This is a genomic window from Streptomyces sp. NPDC026206, from assembly GCF_040638465.1.
Classification (GTDB): Bacteria; Actinomycetota; Actinomycetes; order Streptomycetales; family Streptomycetaceae; genus Streptomyces.
Window position 1 is genome coordinate 14,412 of record NZ_JBEZYL010000009.1, and the last position, 17,736, is coordinate 32,147.

Here is a 17,736-nt window from a genome sequence, read left to right on the forward strand (position 1 = left end):
GCCCGGTGCGGGGCGGGGGAGAATGGGGCGGTGCGTTACGGCATCCTCGGCACCACCCAGGTCCACACCGGCGACGGTCTTCCCCTGACCCTCGGCGGCACCCGGCTGCGCGCGCTCCTGGCGGCGCTGGCACTGCACCCGGGGCGGCTCCGTACTGCCGATGCGCTGATCGACGAAGTCTGGGACGGCACGCCGCCCGCCGACGCGGTGGGCGCCCTGCAGGCGCTCGTCGGGCGGCTGCGGCGGGCCGTCGGCCGCGACGCGGTGGCCTCGGCCGCCGGCGGCTACCGGCTGTGCGCCGAGCCCGACGACGTGGACCTGCACCGCTTCGAGCGCCTCGCCGACGAGGGGGAGCGGGCCCTCGCCGAAGGGGACCCGGCGAAGGCCGCGGTCGTCCTCGACGACGCGCTCGCCCTCTGGCGCGGTCCGGCCCTGGCGGATCTGCCGGGCCGTGCCGCACCGGCCCTCCGCCTGGAGCGGCGGCATCTCGCCGCCCGCCGCTCGCGCCTGGCCGCGGAGGTGGCCATGGGCCATGCGGCCCGGGCCCTGCCCGCGCTGGCCGAGCTCTGCGCGTCCCACCCCCTCGACGAGCCCCTCCAGGCGCTCCACCTCCGCGCCCTGCGCGCGGCCGGCCGCCCCTCCGAGGCCCTCGCCGCCTACGCGGACGTCCGCCGCGCCATAGCGGACCTCCTCGGCACCGACCCCGGCCCGGAACTCCGCGCCCTCCACGAGGAACTGCTCTCCCCGCCCCCGCCCCCGCTGCCGGACGACGGCTCGGCGGCAGGTGTACCGGCGGTGGCGGGCGGCTCGGGGGATGGCGGCTCCGGGTCGGGAGCGGCGCCGGGGGCGTTGCCTGGTGGTTCGTCGGGCGATGGCCCGGAGACGGGTGTCCCGGGCTCGGGCGTACCGGCGGTGGGTGTCCCGGGCTCGGGTGGCCCAGGCTCGGGTGTACCGGCGGTGGGTGTCCCGGGCTCGGGTGGCCCGGAGTCGGGTGCCTCGGGCTCGGGTGTACCGGCGGTGGGTGCCTCGGGCTCGGGTGGCCCGGAGTCGGGTGCCTCGGGCTCGGGTGTACCGGCGGCGGATGTCCCGGGCTCGGGTGGCCCGGCGGTGGGTGTCCCGGGCCGGGGCGTACCGGAGTCGGGCGTCCCCGCCTCCGTCGTACCGGCGGTGGCGGGCGAGGCGCGGTGGCCGGGGGCGTCGGCGGGGCCGGGCGCGGGTGCGCCCGGTGCGCCCGGCGGCGGAGGCGCCGACGGCGCGCCCGGCGGCCGTGGGGGCACGGACGCGCCGTACGGCGCGTCCGCACCCGCGCCGCGGGGCAACCTGCGGGCGCGGCTGACGTCGTTCGTCGGGCGGGAGGAAGAGCTCGTGCTGATCCGGGAGGACCTGGCGCGGCACCGGCTGGTGACGTTGCTCGGGCCCGGCGGGGCCGGCAAGACACGGCTGTCGCAGGAGGCCGCCGAAGCGGCGGCAGGCTCGGACGGGGGCTGGCCCGACGGGGTGTGGCTCGCTGAGCTGGCACCCGTGGACGACGAGGGCACCGTGCCCGAGGCGGTGCTGACGGCACTGGGGGCGCGGGAGACCGTGGTGCGCGGCACCGCCGCGGAGGGGCTGCGGGCGGTCGCCGACGCGACCGCGCTCGATCCGCTGGCGCGGCTCGCCGAGCACTGCGCGCACCGCCGGATGCTGCTCGTGCTCGACAACTGCGAGCACGTGATCGACGCCGCCGCCCTCCTCGCCGAGACGCTGCTCGCGCACTGCCCCGGCGTCAGCGTGCTCGCCACGAGCCGCGAACCGCTCGCCGTGCCGGGCGAGTTGGTGCGCCCCGTGGAGCCGCTGCCCGACCCGGTCGCGCTGCGGCTGTTCGCCGAGCGGGGCGCGGCCGCCCGGCCCGGGTTCCGGGTGGAGGACGACCCCGCGGCCTGCGCCGAGATCTGCCGCCGCCTGGACGGGCTGCCGCTCGCCATCGAGCTGGCGGCGGCCCGGCTGCGGCTGCTCACCCCGCGCGGGCTCGCCGACCGGCTCGACGACCGCTTCCGGCTGCTCACGTCCGGCAGCCGTACCGTCCTGCCGCGCCAGCAGACGCTGCGCGCGGTCGTCGACTGGTCCTGGGACCTGCTGACCGCGCCCGAACGGGCCGTGCTGCGCAGGCTGTCCGTCTTCTCGGGCGGCTGCGACCTGCCCCTGGCCGAGGAGGTCTGCGCGGGCGGCGGCGTCGACGGCGCGGACATCGCCGCGCTACTGGGCTCCCTGGTCGACAAGTCGCTGGTGGTGGCGGCCCCCGCCGCCGACGGCCAGATGCGCTACCGGCTGCTGGAGACCGTGAGCGAGTACGCCGCCGAGCGCCTGGACGAAGCCGGTGAGCGGGCGACCGTGGAGCGGCGGCACCTGGTCGCCTACCGCGAACTGGCCCGTACCGCGGACCCGTTGCTGCGCGGCCCCGAGCAGCGTGCCTGGCTGGAACGGCTGGAGCTGGAGCACGACAACCTGCGCTCCGCGCTGCGGCGCGCCGTCGCGGCACGGGACGAGCAGGAGGCGCTGTGCCTGGTGCTGTCGCTGAGCTGGTTCTGGCAGCTGCGCGACCACCGTGCCGACGCCCTCCACTGGGCGGACGCCGCCGCCGCACTGGGCCCCGACCCGTTCGCGGAGCCCATCACACCGGCCCGCCCGCTGTACGTCGCGTGCACGGAGACGCCGCCGCCGATGGAGCCGGACGTGCTGGAGGAGGCGCGGCGCGGCGTACGGCTGGTAGCGCTCACCAACGCGGAATCCGACATGAGGGTGCTCGGCACCCCCGAAGTGCAGCGCACACTGCGGGGCATCGTCGCCGCCTACGGCGACGGGCAGCCGCAGAACTGCCGTGTACCGGGCATGATGTGGTTCTACGCGATCCTCCTGACGGGCGCCGTCGACGACATGTCCGGCATCTGTGACACCGCCGTGGACCGTTGCCGCGAGCTCGGTTACACCTGGGAGCTCGCCAACGCCCTGCAGCTGCGGGCCAAGCTGCTCAACGACAGCCCGGGCCGCATCGACCAGGGCATCGCGGACGCCGACGAGAGCGTGGAGATCTTCCGGCGCCTCGGCGACTCCTGGGGCGTGGCCGAGGCGCTGTCCGGCCGCGGTGAGGCGCTGGAGAAGTACGGCAGGTTCGCGGCTGCCGCGCAGGACTACCGGGAGGCCATCGACCGCGTCGAGGAGCTGGGCGCGAACGGGCAGGTGCCCATGTTGCGGGCCCACCTCATCGAGGTGCTCATGGAGGACGGCAGGATGGGCGCGGAGGAGGGCGAGCGCGGCCTGCGCGAGACGCTCGTGGGCGTGGAGCGGCTCAGCCTCGACGCCGCGACCTTCATCCGCCTCCAGATCGGCATCCGGGTCGGACGTTCGGGGCGGCTGGCCGAGGCGAGAGAGACCTTCGAGGAGATCGCCGCGGACTTCGGTAGCCGTGCCATACCGCTCTTCCAGGGGCTGATCAGCGGGCTGCTCGCCTGGATCGACAGCCTTCAGGGGTATCCGGAGCAGGCGCTGCCGAAGGTCCGGAACGCCCTGGCGAAGTGCGAAGACCCGCTCGCGGGACTGATCGCGCCGCACATGATGTCCCTGCAACTGTTGCACGGCGCACAGGCCTACGCCGCGCTCGGCGGCGAGGCGCACGCGCTGACCGCGGCCCGGCTGCTGGGGGCCGCCACCGTGCTGCGACCCCCGGGCTTCCACGTCCCCTCCATGGAGCGTGATCTCCGCGAATGGACGGAGGACCGCATCCGGGCGGCGCTGAGCGCACAGGCGTACGAGCACGCGTACGCCGAGGGCGGCCGGCTCTCCCTGGGGGAGGCCACCGCCCTCGTCTGACGCGCACCCGGCGCGGAGCTCAGGTCTTCTGGCGGAACTTGGCGACCGCCAGCGGCGCCGTCACCAGCGTGATCCCCGCCGACCAGGCCAGCGTCATCCACACCGAGTGGGCCACCGCGCCGCCGTTGATCAGGTGGCGGGAGGCGTCGGCGAGGTTGGAGAGCGGGTTGTACTTCGTGAAGGCCTCCAGCCAGCCCGGCATCTTCGTGGGCGGGGTGAAGATCGAACTGCCGAACTGCAGGGGCATCAGGACGAGCATGGCGACCCCCTGAACAGCCTGCGCCGTCTTCATGGTCAGGCCCAGCAGCATGAAGATCCACATCAGCGAGGAGCCGAAGGCCATGGCGAGCGCCACCGCCGCGAGCAGGTGCAGCGCCGAGGTGCTGACGGTCAGGCCGATGGCGAAGCCCATGACCAGGAGGATCGAGGTCGCGATGAGCATCCGGCCGATCTCGACGACGATCTTCGCGACGAGGACGGAGGACCGGGCTATCGGCATCGTGCGGAAGCGGTCCATCACCCCCTTCTTGAAGTCGTCGTTGATGCCTGTGCCGACGGCCATGGCGATGTTCATGCCCATCATCGCCATCAGGCCGGGGACGAGGTAGCTGACGTATTCCTGCTCGTTGCCCTTGCCGGCGATCGAGCCGCCGAAGACATAGGTGAACAGCAGGATGAAGATGACCGGCATCAGCAGGACGTCGGTCATCGACTCGGGGTCCGCCTTGATCTGGAGCATATTGCGGCGCGCCAGCGCCCCGATGTGCCGCAGATTGCCGCGCAGGCCGATCCGGCCGTCGCGGGCGGACGCCGTCTTTGCGGGTGGGGTGACCGTCGCCGCGCTCATGCCGCGACCTCCTCGAGCTCGTCGATGTGCTCCGCCGCGTCCGGGGCGGAGGCCTTCTGGCCCGTGACGGCCAGGAAGACCTCGTCCAGGCTGGGCAGATGGGTGCCGATGCCGGCGATGGTGAAGCCCTGGCCGCCCAGCAGCCCGACCACGGCGGTCAGCTGCTCGTCACTGATGATCGGGACGTTGACCACGCCCTCCGCCTCGTCGGCGGTCGCGCCGGCGATCCCGGCCAGCCCGGCAACCGTCACCGCGTCGGCCATCCGCGGCAGCTCGGCGCGGTCCGCCGGGCGGATCTGCAGCGTGCGCCCGCCGACTCTGGCCTTGAGCTCGTCGACCCGGCCCCCGGCGATCACCACTCCCCGGTCGATGACCGTCAGCTCGTCGGCCAGCTGCTCGGCCTCTTCCATGTACTGCGTGGTGAGCAGCACGGTGGCACCCTCGTGGACCATCCGCCGGACCTCCGTCCACACCTCGTTGCGGGTGCGCGGGTCGAGGCCGGTGGTCGGCTCGTCCAGGTACAGCACGTCGGGCTGACCGATCATGGAGGCGGCCAGGTCGAGCCGGCGGCGCATGCCGCCGGAGTAGTTCATGGCGAGGCGCTTGCCGGCCTCCGTCAGCGAGAAGCGCTCCAGCATCTCCGCCGCCCGCCGTCGCGCGTCCTTGCGGGAGAGATCGAGCAACCGCCCGATCATGTAGAGGTTCTCGAACCCGGAGAGCTTCTCGTCGACGGAGGCGTACTGACCGGTGAGCCCGATGACCCGGCGGAGCTGCCGGGGCTGGCTCAGCACGTCGTAGCCCGCGACGCGGGCGCTGCCCGCGTCCGGCCGGAGCAGCGTGGACAGGCACCTCACCAGGGTGGTCTTGCCCGCGCCGTTGGGGCCGAGAACGCCGAGGACGGTGCCCTCGCGTACGGTCAGATCGACCCCGTCGAGAGCTTTGGTCTCGCCGAAGTGCTTGACCAGGCCCCGTACTTCGACGGCGTTCCCGCCGTATGGGGGGATGTCGTTTCGCGTCATGCCGATAACGGTGCCAGGTCCCACTGACAACGGTCCGACAGCCTGTCGACGGTCCCGCGTGGGCGCCGACAGGCCGCCGACAGATCGCCGACAGGGCACCGGCGGAGGGTGTCCCTGCCCCGCCTTTCACCCGTTTCTTGTCCTCAAGCGCCGGACGGGCCGGCTGTGCCTGTGTCCTCAAGCGCCGGACGGGCTGCTTTTCGGCATGTCCGGCACTTGAGGACCGGAGTCCGGGCGGAGCACCGGTCAGTGGAAGGAGTGCTCCTCCGCCGGGTACGCGCCGCCCACGACCTCCTCCGCGAAGGACTTGGCCGCGTCGCCGAGGACCTCGCGCATCTGCGCGTACTGCTTGACGAAGCGCGGCAGCCGGCCGCTGGTCATCCCGGCCATGTCGGTCCACACCAGCACCTGTGCGTCGCACTCGGCGCCGGCGCCGATGCCGACGGTGGGGATGTGCAGGATGCGGGTGACCTCGGCGGCCAGCTCCGCGGGGACCAGCTCGAGGACGACCGCGAACGCGCCCGCGTCCTGAACGGCCTTGGCGTCGCGGAGCAGCTGCTGGGCCGCCTCCTCGCCGCGGCCCTGTACCGGGTAGCCGCCGTAGGCGTTGACGGACTGCGGGGTCAGCCCGACGTGTGCCATGACCGGGATGCCGGACTGCACCAGCAGCTCGATCTGGTGGGCCGAGCGCTCGCCGCCCTCCAGCTTGACCGCGCCGACGCCCGCCTCCTTGACCAGCCGGGTGGCGTTGCGCAGCGCCTGGACGGCGCCCTCCTGGTACGAGCCGAAGGGCAGGTCGCCGATGACGAGGGCACGACTGGTGCCCCGTACGACGGCGGCCGAGAGGATGGTGATCTCGTCCATGGTGACCGGGACCGTGGACTCGTAGCCGAGGTGACAGTTGCCCATCGAGTCGCCCACGAGCAGGACGGGGATGCCCGACTCGTCGAAGACGGAGGCGGTCATCGCGTCGTAGGCGGTGAGCATGGGCCACTTCTCGCCGCGCCCCTTGGCGGCGGCGATGTCACGGACGGTGATGCGACGGGAACTCGTACCGCCGTACAGCGCCTTGTTGCTCTTCTGGCCGCTGTCGGGGGTCTTCAAGGCATGCGTCATTGCCATGGCTCCTGTGATGTCGTCTCGAGGCGCCCTGACGGCGTCCCCGGATCACCTCCCATGCTGACACGCCGCGTCCGGGGGCGGAAGTGGCCCCCCGAGCGCTTGAACGCCCGGCGGCCGGGCCGGGCCGGGTCGGCCGGCGGCGGCGTCGGCCAAGGCCTTCCCAATACGAGACGGTCCCGTATCGCAACACCTAGGGTGGTGTCCATGGCAACCTCCGACGCCGCGCCGGCGCCCCGCAAGGTCCCCGAGGCCGTCCACCGCAGACGGTGGGCGATCCTGGCCGTGCTGCTGTGCAGCCTGCTCGTGGTCGTGCTGGGCAACTCGGTCCTCAATGTGGCGATGAAGACGATCGCCGCGCCCGCCCCCACCGGGCTCGGGGCCACACAGAGCCAGCTGGAGTGGGCGATCAACGCCTACACACTGGTCTTCGCCGGAATACTGTTCACCGCGGGTCTCCTCGGCGACCGGCTGGGCCGCAAGAAGGTCCTGCTCTTCGGCATGACCGTCTTCGGGATCGGTTCCGCGCTCGCCTCGCTGGCCGGCTCGCCCGGCGAGCTGATCGCCTACCGCGCGGTCATGGGCTTCGGCGGGGCCTTCGTGATGCCCGCGACCCTCGCGATCATCATGAACGTCTTCGAGCGGGAGGAGCAGCCCAAGGCCATCGGCATCTGGGCCGGGGCGGTCGGGCTCGCCATCGCCATAGGGCCGATCACCGGCGGCATCCTCCTCAGCCGGTTCTGGTGGGGCTCGGTCTTCCTGATCAACATTCCGATCGTCGTCGCCGCCCTGGCCGTGATGGCGCTGCTCGTGCCCGACTCCAGGGACCCCCGGCCCGGCCGGCTCGACCCGCTCGGCGTGCTGCTGTCCGTCGTCGGGCTCGTGCTGCTGGTCTACGGCATCATCAAGGGCGGCCAGCTCGCCGACTTCACCGACCCCGAGGTCTACGGCACCGCCGGCGGCGGCCTTCTCGTCCTTGCCCTGTTCGTGCTGCACGAGCGGCGCAGCACCCACCCCGCGATGGACGTCCGCTACTTCCGCAATCCGGCCTTCTCCGCCGCGGTCTCCTCGCTGGGACTGGTCTTCTTCGGGCTGATGGGCGTCACCTTCTTCATGGTCTTCTACACCCAGAGCGCCCGTGGCTTCACCCCGCTGCAGAGCGGCCTGCTGATGCTGCCGCTCGCCGCGGCCCAGATGGCCTTCGCGCCACGCGCCCGGCTCGTCGTCCAGCGGTTCGGCGCCCGTGCCGTGTGCACCGGCGGCATGGTGGTGATGGCGGCCACCATGGCCGGCTACGCACTGCTCGACACGCACACCCCGATCTGGGTGCTGGAGGTGCTGTTCTTCTTCCAGGGCGCCGCGATGGCGCACATCACGCCGCCCGCCACCGTCTCGATCATGCAGTCGCTGCCCCGGGAGAAGGCGGGCTCGGGCTCCGCGGTGAACAACACCTTCCGCCAGATCGGCGGCGCCCTCGGCGTGGCCGTGCTCGGCTCGGTGCTCTCCACCACCTACCGCGACGGCATCTCCGGGCGGCTCGACGGCGTCCCCGGACTGAGCGACGAGGCCCGGCACGCCGCCGGGGAGTCCATCGAGGCCACCCGCGCCGCCGCCGGGAGGCTCGGCCCGGCCGGCCGGGACCTCATCGGCCCCGCCCAGGACGCCTTCGTCCACGCCATGCACGTCACCGTCCTCGGCGCCAGTGCCGTCGCCCTGCTCGGGGCGCTCGTCGCCGTGCTCTTCCTGCCGGCCGGGATCCCGGCCCGCGCCGCCGCCGGCGGGACCCGCCCCGGCGCGGAGAAGGAGCAGGCGGGAGCGGGGCAATGAGCGAGCCCACCGCCATGACCGGGCCCGGGGCGCCGGCCGGGCGCCGGGGGCGGCCGCGCGATGCCGCCGTCGGCACCGCCGTCATCGAGACCGTGCTGCGGCTGCTGGAGGAGGACGTCACCGTCGCCGAGCTGTCGATGGAGCGCATAGCCCGCGAGGCGGGCGTGGGCAAGGCCACCGTCTACCGGCGCTGGGCGGGCAAGGAGGCGCTGATGCTCGACGTGCTGCGCTCCCTGGACGAGGAGGCCGGCCCCCGGCTCACGGGCGGCTCCGCCCGTGACGACCTCGTCGCCCTGCTGGAGTTCCTGCGCCGGCGCGGCCTGGCCAAGCGCTCGTCCGCCGTGCTGCGCACCGTGGTGGCCCAGGTGCGCACGCACCCCAGGCTGTGGGCGGAGTACCACGACACGGTCGTGCGGGCCCGGCGGGAGGCGTTCGACGCGGTGCTGCGGCGCGGCATGGCCGAGGGGGAGATCCGGGCCGACCTGGACACCGAGCTCCTCACCGATCTGTTCGTCAGCCCGATGCTCTCCCGCGCCCTGTTCCACGAGCGGAGCGAGCTGCCCGAGGGGCTGGCGGAGCGGATCGTCGACACCCTGCTGGAAGGGGTCCGGCCCGCCGCCCGCTGACCGCGCTGCCGTACCTGCCCCGAATGTGCCCGTTGTGTCACAGCCCCCTCCGCGGCCCGGCGGGCAGGAACCCCGGCAGGGCGGACGCTCGTCCTCCTCCCCGACGCTCCCGCCAGGGGCGTCCGGTAAGCCCCGCGCCGCGGTGATCACCTATGGTCAGGTGGCGGGGACGCAGCACACGGAGCAGTGAGGACAGCCGATGCCGCAGGCATACATGGAGGAGACGGGCCGCGAGGGAGCAGGTCCGGAGCGGACCGGCTCCGGACCCCGGCGCTTCCTGGGCCAGTGGCAGGGCCGGGGGAACGAAGGGAACCAGGGGAACCAGGGGAACCGGGAAAAGGCGTCCTGGAAGAACTGGAAGGAACAGTGGACGGGCCGGGGCGTCTGGCAGCGCGGCCTGGTCGTCGCGGTGCTCGCCGTGCTGCTCGGCCTGCTGATGCTGGTGCACGCCGACATCCCCAACCGGGTCGGCAACCTCGGCAGCCTCACGGAGACCTTCCTGCCCTGGCTGGGCCTCTTCGTCCCCGTGCTGCTCGGCCTGGCGCTGTGGCGCCGCTCGGCGACTGCCCTGATAGCCCTGGTGCTGCCCTCGGTGGTCTGGGCCAACCTCTTCGGCGGGCTGCTGAGCGACAAGTCCGGCAAGGGCGGCAACTTCACGGTCGCCACCCACAACGTCAACGCCGGCAACCCCGACCCCGCGGCCACCGCCCGGGCCGTGGCCGCCTCGGGCGCCGACGTCGTCGCGCTGGAGGAGCTCGGCGACGCCTCGCGGTACGAGCGGGCGCTGGCGGGCACGCACAAGTACCACTCCGTGCAGGGCACGGTCGGCATCTGGAGCAAGTACCCGCTCGAACTGGTCCAGCCCGTCGACATCCGCCTGGGCTGGACGCGGGCGCTGCGTGCCACCGTCAAGACCCCGCAGGGCCCCGTCGCCGTCTACGTCGCGCACCTGCCGTCGGTGCGGGTGAAGTTCAACGCCGGCTTCACCGCCGGGCAGCGCGACCGCAGCGCCGAGGCGCTCGGCCGGGCCATCGCCCAGGAGCCGGAGAAGCGGGTCGTCCTCCTCGGTGACCTCAACGGCACCATGAACGACCGCTCGCTCGCCCCCATCACCTCACAGCTGCGCTCGGCGCAGGGCGCAGCGGGCGACGGCTTCGGCTTCAGCTGGCCGGCGAGCCTGCCGATGGCGCGCATCGACCAGATCATGGTGCGCGGTATGGACCCGCTCTCGGCGTGGACGCTCCCCGCGACGCGCAGCGACCACCTGCCGGTCGCGGCGCGGGTCAGGATCTGACCTCTGCCCGACGGGGCGGGGCGCGCGGCACACTGGAGTCATGTGCCGCAGCATCAAGACGCTCAGGCCTCCGGCCACGCCGGAAGTGGGCGAGGAGGACATCAGGGCGGCCGCCCTGCAGTACGTGCGCAAGGTGTCGGGTTTCCGCGCACCGGCCGCGCACAACCAGGCGGTCTTCGACGAGGCGGTCGACGCGGTGGCCGGTGCCACGGCGCGGCTGCTGGACGGGCTGGTCGTGCGCGGCCGGCAGTGAGGTGCCCCATGTCCTCAAGCGCCGGACGGGCTCGGATCGAGCCCGTCCGGGGGCACCTGCCAGCGGTAGCCGGGGGAGTTCGAGGACCGGGGTCCGGGGCGGAGCCCCGGGTAGGGGTCAGAGGGCCTCGCGCCAGCTGTTGGTGATCGGCAGGCGGCGGTCCTTGCCGAAGCCCTTGGCGGAGATCTTCGTGCCCGGCGGGTACTGCCGGCGCTTGTACTCCGCCGTGTCCACCATCCGCAGGACGCGCGTGACCAGCGCCGGGTCGAAGCCCGCCGCGACGATGGCATCGCGGCCCCGGTCGCGGTCGACGTACAGCTCCAGGAGCCGGTCGAGCACCTCGTAGTCCGGCAGCGAGTCCGTGTCGACCTGGCCGGGGCGCAGCTCGGCGCTCGGCGGCTTGGTGATGGAGTTCTCCGGGATGGGCGGGGTCTCGCCGCGCTCGGCCGCCGCCTGGTTGCGCCAGTTGGCGAGGCGGAAGATGCCGGTCTTGTAGACGTCCTTGATCGGTCCGTACGCGCCGACGGAGTCCCCGTACAGCGTGGAGTAGCCGCACGCCAGCTCGGACTTGTTGCCCGGCGCGAGCACGATGTGCCCCTCCTGGTTGGAGATCGCCATCAGCATCGTGCCGCGCAGGCGCGACTGGAGGTTCTCCTCAGCGAGCCCGGTCAGGCTCAGCGCGCCCATGTACGCGTCGAACATCGGCGCGATCGGCACGGTCCGGAAGTTGAGGCCGGTGCGCCGGGCGAGCTCCTCGGCGTCGCTGATGGAGTGGTCGGAGGAGTAGCGGGAGGGCATGGCCACGCCGTACACGTTCCGCGCGCCGACCGCGTCGCAGGCGACGGCCGCGACGAGCGCCGAGTCGATGCCCCCGGAGAGGCCGATGAGCACGCTGCGGAAACCATTCTTCTCGGCGTACGCCCGCAGGCCCGTCACCAGCGCCTTGTAGACCTCCTCGTCGTCGCCGAGGCGCGGGGCGAGCCCGCCGGCGAACCGCGGCTCGTAGCCGGGCAGGGGCTCGGCGGAGATCGTCACGTGCTCGATGCGCAGGCCGTCGTCCACGACGCCGGAGGGGACCCCGTCCGGGGCGTCCGGCAGCTCCAGGTCGAGCACCAGGCAGGTCTCCTCGAACTGCGGGCCCCGGGCGACGACCTCGCCGTCGCGGTCGACGACGATCGAGTCGCCGTCGAAGACCAGCTCGTCCTGGCCACCGGTCATCGCCAGGTAGGCGGTGGTGCAGCCGGCCTCCTGGGCGCGCTTGCGCACCAGCTCCAGCCGGGTGTCGTCCTTCTCGCGCTCGTACGGGGAGGCGTTGATGGACAGCAGCAGCCCGGCACCGGCGGAGCGGGCGGCGGGCACGCGGCCGCCGTCCTGCCAGAGGTCCTCGCAGATGGCGAGGGCGACGTCCACGCCATGGACGCGGATCACGGGCAGGGTCTCGCCGGGCACGAAGTACCGGAACTCGTCGAAGACCCCGTAGTTCGGCAGGTGGTGCTTGGCGAAGGTCAGCACGGCCTCGCCGCGGTGCAGCACGGCGGCGGCGTTGCGCGGGGCACCGGCGGGGCGGCCCAGGCGGGGGCGCGCCTCCTCGCTGCGGTCGAGGTAACCGACGACGACCGGCAACTCCCCGAGCCCCTCCGCCTGGAGGCGGGCGGCCAGGGAGCGCAGCGCCTCCCGGCTGGCCGTGACGAAGGAGGAGCGCAGCGCCAGGTCCTCGACGGGATAGCCCGTCAGCGCCATCTCAGGGAACGCCACGAGATGGGCTCCCTGCTCGGCGGAGTGCCGGGTCCAGTGGACGATCGACTCGGCGTTCCCGGCGATGTCGCCGACGCGGGAGTCGATCTGGTTCAGGGCGAGACGAAGTTGAGCCACGCCGTCAGTCTAATCGTCTGACTGACGCAATGTGGTGTGAGTGCCGACACGACGGGCCGGCCGCACTCCCGGCCCGCGGACGACGTCATCGCGGAACCGGGCAACCCGCCGTGAGCGCGCGGGTGCCCGGGTGTGTGCCTGGTCACGTGCCCGGCGCCGGCGCGGCGAACGGCGGCAGCCGGCCGCGCCGGGCGCCGGCCCTTCGCCGCCCGTGCGTCACCTGCCTCCACCCGCCCCGGACCTTCCCGGGGCGCCTACCCCCTCCGGGTATGCGCAGGTATCCGCCCTCCCCGCACTCAAGGTGTGACCGATGGGCCGGATGTGCACAGAGCGGTGCCAAGGCCCGATCATTGGGCGAAAACGATTGACGACGCACGGCCCGAAGGACGCTCTTCCCCATGACCACCACGGAACAGGTTCGGGACGAACGTCCCCCCACCACGGCCGTCGCCGCCCCCGCGCCGGGCACCGGCCAGGCGCAGTTCATCTCGTGGGCGACCCTCGCGATGATGACGACCGCCTCGGTCGCGAACCTGCGCCCCTCGCCCTCCATGGCCATCTACGGGCTCGCCGCCGTCTTCCTCTACCTCCTGCCCGCCGTCGTGTTCCTGCTGCCGACCGCCCTCGTCTCCGCCGAGCTGGCGTCCGGCTGGCCCGGCGGCGTCTACCGGTGGGTGAGCGAGGGGCTGTCCAAGCCGCTGGGCTTCCTGGCCGTGTGGTGCCAGTTCGCGATGACGATCGCCTACTACCCGAGCCTGCTGGCGTACGTGGCGAGCACCTTCGCCTACGTCATCGACCCCTCGCTCGCCGACAACGGCCTCTACATCGCCATCGTCATCGTCGTCATCTACTGGGCGGGCGTGCTGATCTCCCTGCGCGGCACGAAGGCCGTCGCCGGGCTCTCCAGCACGGGCCTGGTCGTCGGCACGCTGATACCGGGCGTCGTCCTCGTCGTCCTCGGCCTGGTCTTCCTCGCCCAGGGCAACCCGTCCGCCGCGCCCATGGACGGCGGCCACCTCCTCCCGCCGTGGACGGGACTGGCCAGCCTCGTGCTGATCGTCAACAACTTCCTGTCGTACGCGGGCATGGAGATGAACGGTGTGCACGTCTCCGCGCTGCGCGAGCCCGGCAGGCAGTACCCGCGCTCGATGTTCACGGCCACCGGCCTCGTCCTGCTGATCTTCATCCTGCCCGCGCTGGCCATCAGCTGGGTGATGCCGAGCGAGAACCTCAGCCTCACCGCGGGCGTGATGCAGGCGTTCCAGGGCTTCTTCGACCACTTCCACGTGGGCTGGCTGACCAAGGTCGTCGGCGTCCTGCTCGTCGCGGCGGCCCTCGGCGGCATGCTCACCTGGCTGGCCGGGCCCTCCAAGGGGCTGCTCATGGTCTCCCGGCAGGAGGGCTATCTGCCGCCCGTTCTGCAGAAGCTCAACAAGAACGGCGTCCCGCGGAACATCATGGTCGCCCAGGGCGTCCTGACCACGCTCATCGCCCTGCTCTACGCCTTCATCCCCGACGTCTCCAGCGCGTACTGGATCTTCTCGGTCGTCACCACGCAGATCTACCTCGTCGTCTACCTGCTGATGTTCGCCGCCGTCATCCGGCTGCGCGCCACCCGGCCCGACCAGCCGCGCGGCTTCCGGGTGCCGGCCGTGCACCTCGTCGCCGGCATCGGCTTCGCGGCCTCGGCCGGGGCCATGTGCATCGGCTTCGTACCGCCGGACCAGTTCGGCGGCGGCCCTCTCTGGCGCTACGTCTCGATGGTCGGCGGCGGCCTGCTGACCCTCGGCCTCCTCGCACCGCTGGCCTTCCTGAAGTTCCGCAAGCCGCACTGGGTGGCGGCCGGGCACCGGCAGGCGGGCACCGTCGAGTAGCTTGTCCGTGCCCTCCGGGTGGGGGACGGACCGAAGGGGGACCCGCATGAGCGGTACGGAACGGCCACCGGGGCGGATGCTGCGGGTGGGCGGCATCGCACTGCACGTCGTACGCGAGGGCTCCGGGCCCGTGTGCGTGCTCAGCGCGGGGCTCGGCATGGGGTGGTTCGACTGGGAGCCGGTCGTACCGCTGCTCACGCCCCACCGCACGGTGGTCCGCTTCGACCGCCCCGGACTGGGCTTCAGCGCCCCGCCCGCCGAACCGCCCACCGCCGCCGCCGAGGCCGCCCGCATAGCGGGCGTCCTCGACGCGCTCGGCCTGACCGGCCCGGCGACGGTCGTCGGGCACTCCCTCGCCGGGTTCCACGCCGAGGCGTTCGCCCGGCTCCACCCCGAGCGCACGGCCGGGCTCGTCCTGGTCGACGGCAGCGTGGAGGAGAACGCCCGCGCCGTGCCCGGCCGCGAGCTGCGCACCGCCGCCGCCCATGTGCGGGGCCTGGCCTTCGCCACGGCCGGGCTGCCCCGCGCGCTGGGCCCCGCCCTGCGCCGGTTCTCCGTCCGCTCCGCCTCCGTCAAGCGCCACGACCCCGCCCCCGCGGACCTGGTGCGCCGCACCTACGGCACCGGGCGCGTGGTGCGCGCCATCCTCATGGAGAACACCCGCTACCGCGACGTGGCCGCCGAGCTCGAGGAGCTGCGCACCCACCACGGCCTGCCGCCCGCCCCCGTCACCGTCCTCGCCGCCTCCCCGGGCACCGGTTCCTGGCTGGAGCGGCGCTGGCTCCAGCGCCAGCGCGCCCTCGCCGACCGCCTCGACGCCCGCTTCGAGGCGGTCGCCCCCGCGGGCCATCTGCTGATGTACGACCGGCCGCAGGCCATCGCCGCGGCGGTGCTCGCCACTCCGTTCGTCCGGGTCTGACGCCGAACGGCCCGCCCGCCCGCGTGCCGCCACCCGCTTGGCCGCGGCCGGTGGGTGCGCGGTGTGCGGGTGCGCCAGTGTGAGCAGCGGAAGGGGGCGGGTCGTTTCGCAGGCGAGGAGCACCCACGTGAGCACGCAGCACCACTACACCCCGTTCGGCGGCGAGATCGAGCAGGGCGTGAAGTACGCCGTCCAGTGGAAGGCGGACCCCCGTTACGTCCTGTGCGGCCATGCCACCGAGGGCTTCGTCGACGTCCGGGACCGCGGCACGGTCACCGAGCACCACTACGCCTGGCACATCGACACCGCTACCGGGGTGGTCACCCTCGCCGCCGACGCCGGCGAGCACGTGCCGCGCGTGCTCACCCTCCTCCTCGGCCCGGCCGGCCACAGCCCCGTCCTGCGGCGGCTCGCCACCCCCGCGGACCGCACCCAGCGCTGGAACTGGACCGGCCGTGCCCTGATGAGCCACCGCCACTCCACCGCCGACAAGCTCGCCGTCCACGTGGGCCGCAAGTCCGGCGACGGCTCCTACGGCATCACGATGGTCCTCCCCGCGAACGGCGCCCCCGCGCACGAGTGGCAGCTGCTGAAGGCCCCCGCGTAACCGGCCTTCCCCGCGCCCTCCCCGTCCCCTTCGCGCGGGAGGGAGTCGACCAAGATCTGGGCGGTGCCCCACAATGGGGTGCATGGGTCACGAGCCCAGCAGGCAGTATGGGCGCAGACGCGTAAGAGGGGGTACACGCACATGGCGCGAGATGTTCGGACGTGCGCAGGCAACGCCGCCGAAACCGTGTGGTGGGATGCTCATGTGCCCCCGATGCGGCCCGCTGCTTGGGAGCGGACGGCCTGACCAGCGAGGATGACAGTTATGGATAAGCAGCAGGAGTTCGTGCTCCGCACTCTCGAAGAGCGCGACATCCGGTTCGTACGGCTGTGGTTCACCGATGTCCTCGGCTATCTGAAGTCCGTGGCCGTCGCCCCGGCCGAGCTTGAGCAGGCCTTCGACGAGGGCATCGGCTTCGACGGCTCCGCGATCGAGGGCTTCGCCCGGGTCTACGAGTCCGACATGATCGCCAAGCCGGATCCGGGCACCTTCCAGATCCTGCCCTGGCGCGCCGAGGCTCCCGGCACCGCCCGGATGTTCTGCGACATCCTCATGCCGGACGGCTCGCCGTCCTACGCCGACCCGCGCTACGTCCTCAAGCGCATCCTCGCCAGGACCTCCGACCTCGGGTTCACCTTCTACACCCACCCCGAGATCGAGTTCTTCCTGCTCAAGGACAAGCCGGTCGACGGCACCCGCCCGGTGCCCGCCGACTCCTCCGGCTACTTCGACCACACCCCGCAGAACGTGGGCATGGACTTCCGCCGCCAGGCCATCACCATGCTCGAATCCATGGGCATCTCGGTGGAGTTCAGCCACCACGAGGGCGCCCCCGGCCAGCAGGAGATCGACCTGCGCTACGCCGACGCGCTCTCCACCGCCGACAACGTCATGACGTTCCGGCTGGTGATGAAGCAGGTGGCGCTGGAGCAGGGCGTGCAGGCCACGTTCATGCCCAAGCCGTTCTCGGAGTTCCCCGGCTCCGGCATGCACACCCACCTCTCCCTCTTCGAGGGCGACCGCAACGCCTTCTACGAGTCCGGCGCGGAGTACCAGCTCTCCAAGGTCGGCCGGTCCTTCATCGCGGGCCTGCTCAAGCACGCCGCCGAGATCTCGGCTGTGACCAACCAGTGGGTCAATTCCTACAAGCGCATCTGGGGCGGCTCGGCCCGCAGCGCCGGCGCGGGCGGCGAGGCCCCCTCGTACATCTGCTGGGGCCACAACAACCGCTCCGCGCTCATCCGCGTGCCGATGTACAAGCCCGGCAAGACCGGCTCGGCCCGCGTCGAGGTCCGCTCCATCGACTCCGGCGCCAACCCCTACCTGACCTACGCGGTCCTGCTGGCCGCCGGCCTCAAGGGCATCGAGGAGGGGTACGAGCTCCCCGCCGGCGCCGACGACGACGTGTGGGCGCTCTCCGACGCCGAGCGCCGCGCCATGGGCATCGAGCCGCTGCCGCAGAACCTCGGCGAGGCCATCGAGCTCATGGAGCGCAGCGAGCTCGTCGCCGAGACCCTCGGCGAGCACGTCTTCGACTTCTTCCTGCGCAACAAGAAGCAGGAGTGGGAGGAATACCGCTCGGAAGTCACCGCCTTCGAGCTGCGCAAGATGCTGCCGGTGCTCTGACCCGTAC

13 protein-coding genes are annotated in these 17,736 nt (G+C 72.7%); 9 read left to right on the top strand and 4 right to left on the bottom strand.

The window, feature by feature from the left end; translation table 11 throughout:
• Positions 1 to 30: 30 nt before the first annotated feature.
• The gene (locus AB0F13_RS15270; protein WP_362081012.1) at positions 31 to 3,846 is read left to right on the top strand and encodes a BTAD domain-containing putative transcriptional regulator; all 3,816 of its coding nucleotides are present in this window, start codon (positions 31 to 33) and stop codon (positions 3,844 to 3,846) included.
• Between the two features lie 19 nt (positions 3,847 to 3,865).
• Here the strand turns inward: AB0F13_RS15270 and AB0F13_RS15275 are convergent, their stop codons facing one another.
• From AB0F13_RS15275 to panB, 3 genes are all read right to left on the bottom strand, one after another.
• The gene (locus tag AB0F13_RS15275; RefSeq protein WP_362081015.1) at positions 3,866 to 4,693 is read right to left on the bottom strand and encodes an ABC transporter permease; all 828 of its coding nucleotides are present in this window, start codon (positions 4,691 to 4,693) and stop codon (positions 3,866 to 3,868) included.
• Complete coding sequence (locus AB0F13_RS15280; protein WP_362081018.1) at positions 4,690 to 5,712, bottom strand: ATP-binding cassette domain-containing protein; 1,023 nt, start codon at positions 5,710 to 5,712, stop codon at positions 4,690 to 4,692. The genes AB0F13_RS15275 and AB0F13_RS15280 overlap by 4 nt, the downstream gene beginning before the upstream one ends.
• 246 nt (positions 5,713 to 5,958) lie before the next feature.
• The gene (panB, locus tag AB0F13_RS15285) at positions 5,959 to 6,828 is read right to left on the bottom strand and encodes a 3-methyl-2-oxobutanoate hydroxymethyltransferase (protein ID WP_362081021.1); all 870 of its coding nucleotides are present in this window, start codon (positions 6,826 to 6,828) and stop codon (positions 5,959 to 5,961) included.
• 210 nt (positions 6,829 to 7,038) lie between these two features.
• Here panB and AB0F13_RS15290 point away from each other — a divergent pair, with 210 nt between their 5' ends.
• From AB0F13_RS15290 to AB0F13_RS15305, 4 genes are all read left to right on the top strand, one after another.
• Positions 7,039 to 8,658, top strand: coding sequence for an MFS transporter (locus AB0F13_RS15290; RefSeq protein ID WP_362081024.1), 1,620 nt, complete (start codon positions 7,039 to 7,041; stop codon positions 8,656 to 8,658).
• On the top strand, positions 8,655 to 9,284 hold the full coding sequence (locus AB0F13_RS15295; RefSeq protein ID WP_362081028.1) for a TetR/AcrR family transcriptional regulator: 630 nt from the start codon (positions 8,655 to 8,657) through the stop codon (positions 9,282 to 9,284). Before AB0F13_RS15290 ends, AB0F13_RS15295 begins: the two co-directional genes overlap by 4 nt.
• A 199-nt stretch (positions 9,285 to 9,483) precedes the next feature.
• Positions 9,484 to 10,578 carry an endonuclease/exonuclease/phosphatase family protein gene (locus tag AB0F13_RS15300; protein WP_362081031.1) on the top strand — a complete coding sequence of 365 codons (1,095 nt, stop codon included), beginning with the start codon at positions 9,484 to 9,486 and terminating at the stop codon, positions 10,576 to 10,578.
• Between the two features lie 40 nt (positions 10,579 to 10,618).
• A complete protein-coding gene (locus tag AB0F13_RS15305) occupies positions 10,619 to 10,831 on the top strand; it encodes a DUF2277 domain-containing protein (RefSeq protein ID WP_362081034.1) in 213 nt (70 codons plus the stop codon).
• Positions 10,832 to 10,948: 117 nt separating this feature from the next.
• On the opposite strand, the gene AB0F13_RS15310 is transcribed toward AB0F13_RS15305, so the two are convergent.
• Complete coding sequence (locus tag AB0F13_RS15310) at positions 10,949 to 12,703, bottom strand: NAD+ synthase (protein ID WP_362081037.1); 1,755 nt, start codon at positions 12,701 to 12,703, stop codon at positions 10,949 to 10,951.
• A gap of 398 nt (positions 12,704 to 13,101) precedes the next feature.
• On the opposite strand from AB0F13_RS15310, the gene AB0F13_RS15315 reads away from it, so the two are divergent.
• The 4 genes from AB0F13_RS15315 to glnA all read left to right on the top strand — a co-directional run bounded on the left by AB0F13_RS15315 (position 13,102) and on the right by glnA (position 17,729).
• Positions 13,102 to 14,577, top strand: coding sequence for an APC family permease (locus AB0F13_RS15315; protein WP_362081040.1), 1,476 nt, complete (start codon positions 13,102 to 13,104; stop codon positions 14,575 to 14,577).
• Positions 14,578 to 14,623: 46 nt separating this feature from the next.
• Complete coding sequence (locus AB0F13_RS15320) at positions 14,624 to 15,496, top strand: alpha/beta hydrolase (RefSeq protein WP_362081043.1); 873 nt, start codon at positions 14,624 to 14,626, stop codon at positions 15,494 to 15,496.
• 127 nt (positions 15,497 to 15,623) lie between these two features.
• A complete protein-coding gene (locus AB0F13_RS15325; protein WP_362081046.1) occupies positions 15,624 to 16,103 on the top strand; it encodes a hypothetical protein in 480 nt (159 codons plus the stop codon).
• Positions 16,104 to 16,367: 264 nt separating this feature from the next.
• Positions 16,368 to 17,729: a type I glutamate--ammonia ligase gene (glnA, locus tag AB0F13_RS15330; RefSeq protein ID WP_362081050.1), complete on the top strand. Its 1,362-nt coding sequence runs from the start codon at positions 16,368 to 16,370 to the stop codon at positions 17,727 to 17,729.
• The last annotated feature ends 7 nt before the right edge of the window (positions 17,730 to 17,736 follow it).

Excerpts from the sequence above, each read along its gene's own strand:
- AB0F13_RS15295 (WP_362081028.1), top strand. The coding sequence starts at position 8,655 with ATGAGCGAGCCCACCGCCATGACCGGGCCCGGGGCGCCGGCCGGGCGC.
- panB (WP_362081021.1), bottom strand. The coding sequence starts at position 6,828 with ATGACGCATGCCTTGAAGACCCCCGACAGCGGCCAGAAGAGCAACAAG.
- AB0F13_RS15280 (WP_362081018.1), bottom strand. The coding sequence starts at position 5,712 with ATGACGCGAAACGACATCCCCCCATACGGCGGGAACGCCGTCGAAGTA.
- AB0F13_RS15290 (WP_362081024.1), top strand. The coding sequence starts at position 7,039 with ATGGCAACCTCCGACGCCGCGCCGGCGCCCCGCAAGGTCCCCGAGGCC.
- AB0F13_RS15315 (WP_362081040.1), top strand. The coding sequence starts at position 13,102 with ATGACCACCACGGAACAGGTTCGGGACGAACGTCCCCCCACCACGGCC.
- AB0F13_RS15305 (WP_362081034.1), top strand. The coding sequence starts at position 10,619 with ATGTGCCGCAGCATCAAGACGCTCAGGCCTCCGGCCACGCCGGAAGTG.
- glnA (WP_362081050.1), top strand. The coding sequence starts at position 16,368 with ATGGATAAGCAGCAGGAGTTCGTGCTCCGCACTCTCGAAGAGCGCGAC.
- AB0F13_RS15275 (WP_362081015.1), bottom strand. The coding sequence starts at position 4,693 with ATGAGCGCGGCGACGGTCACCCCACCCGCAAAGACGGCGTCCGCCCGC.
- AB0F13_RS15300 (WP_362081031.1), top strand. The coding sequence starts at position 9,484 with ATGCCGCAGGCATACATGGAGGAGACGGGCCGCGAGGGAGCAGGTCCG.
- AB0F13_RS15320 (WP_362081043.1), top strand. The coding sequence starts at position 14,624 with ATGAGCGGTACGGAACGGCCACCGGGGCGGATGCTGCGGGTGGGCGGC.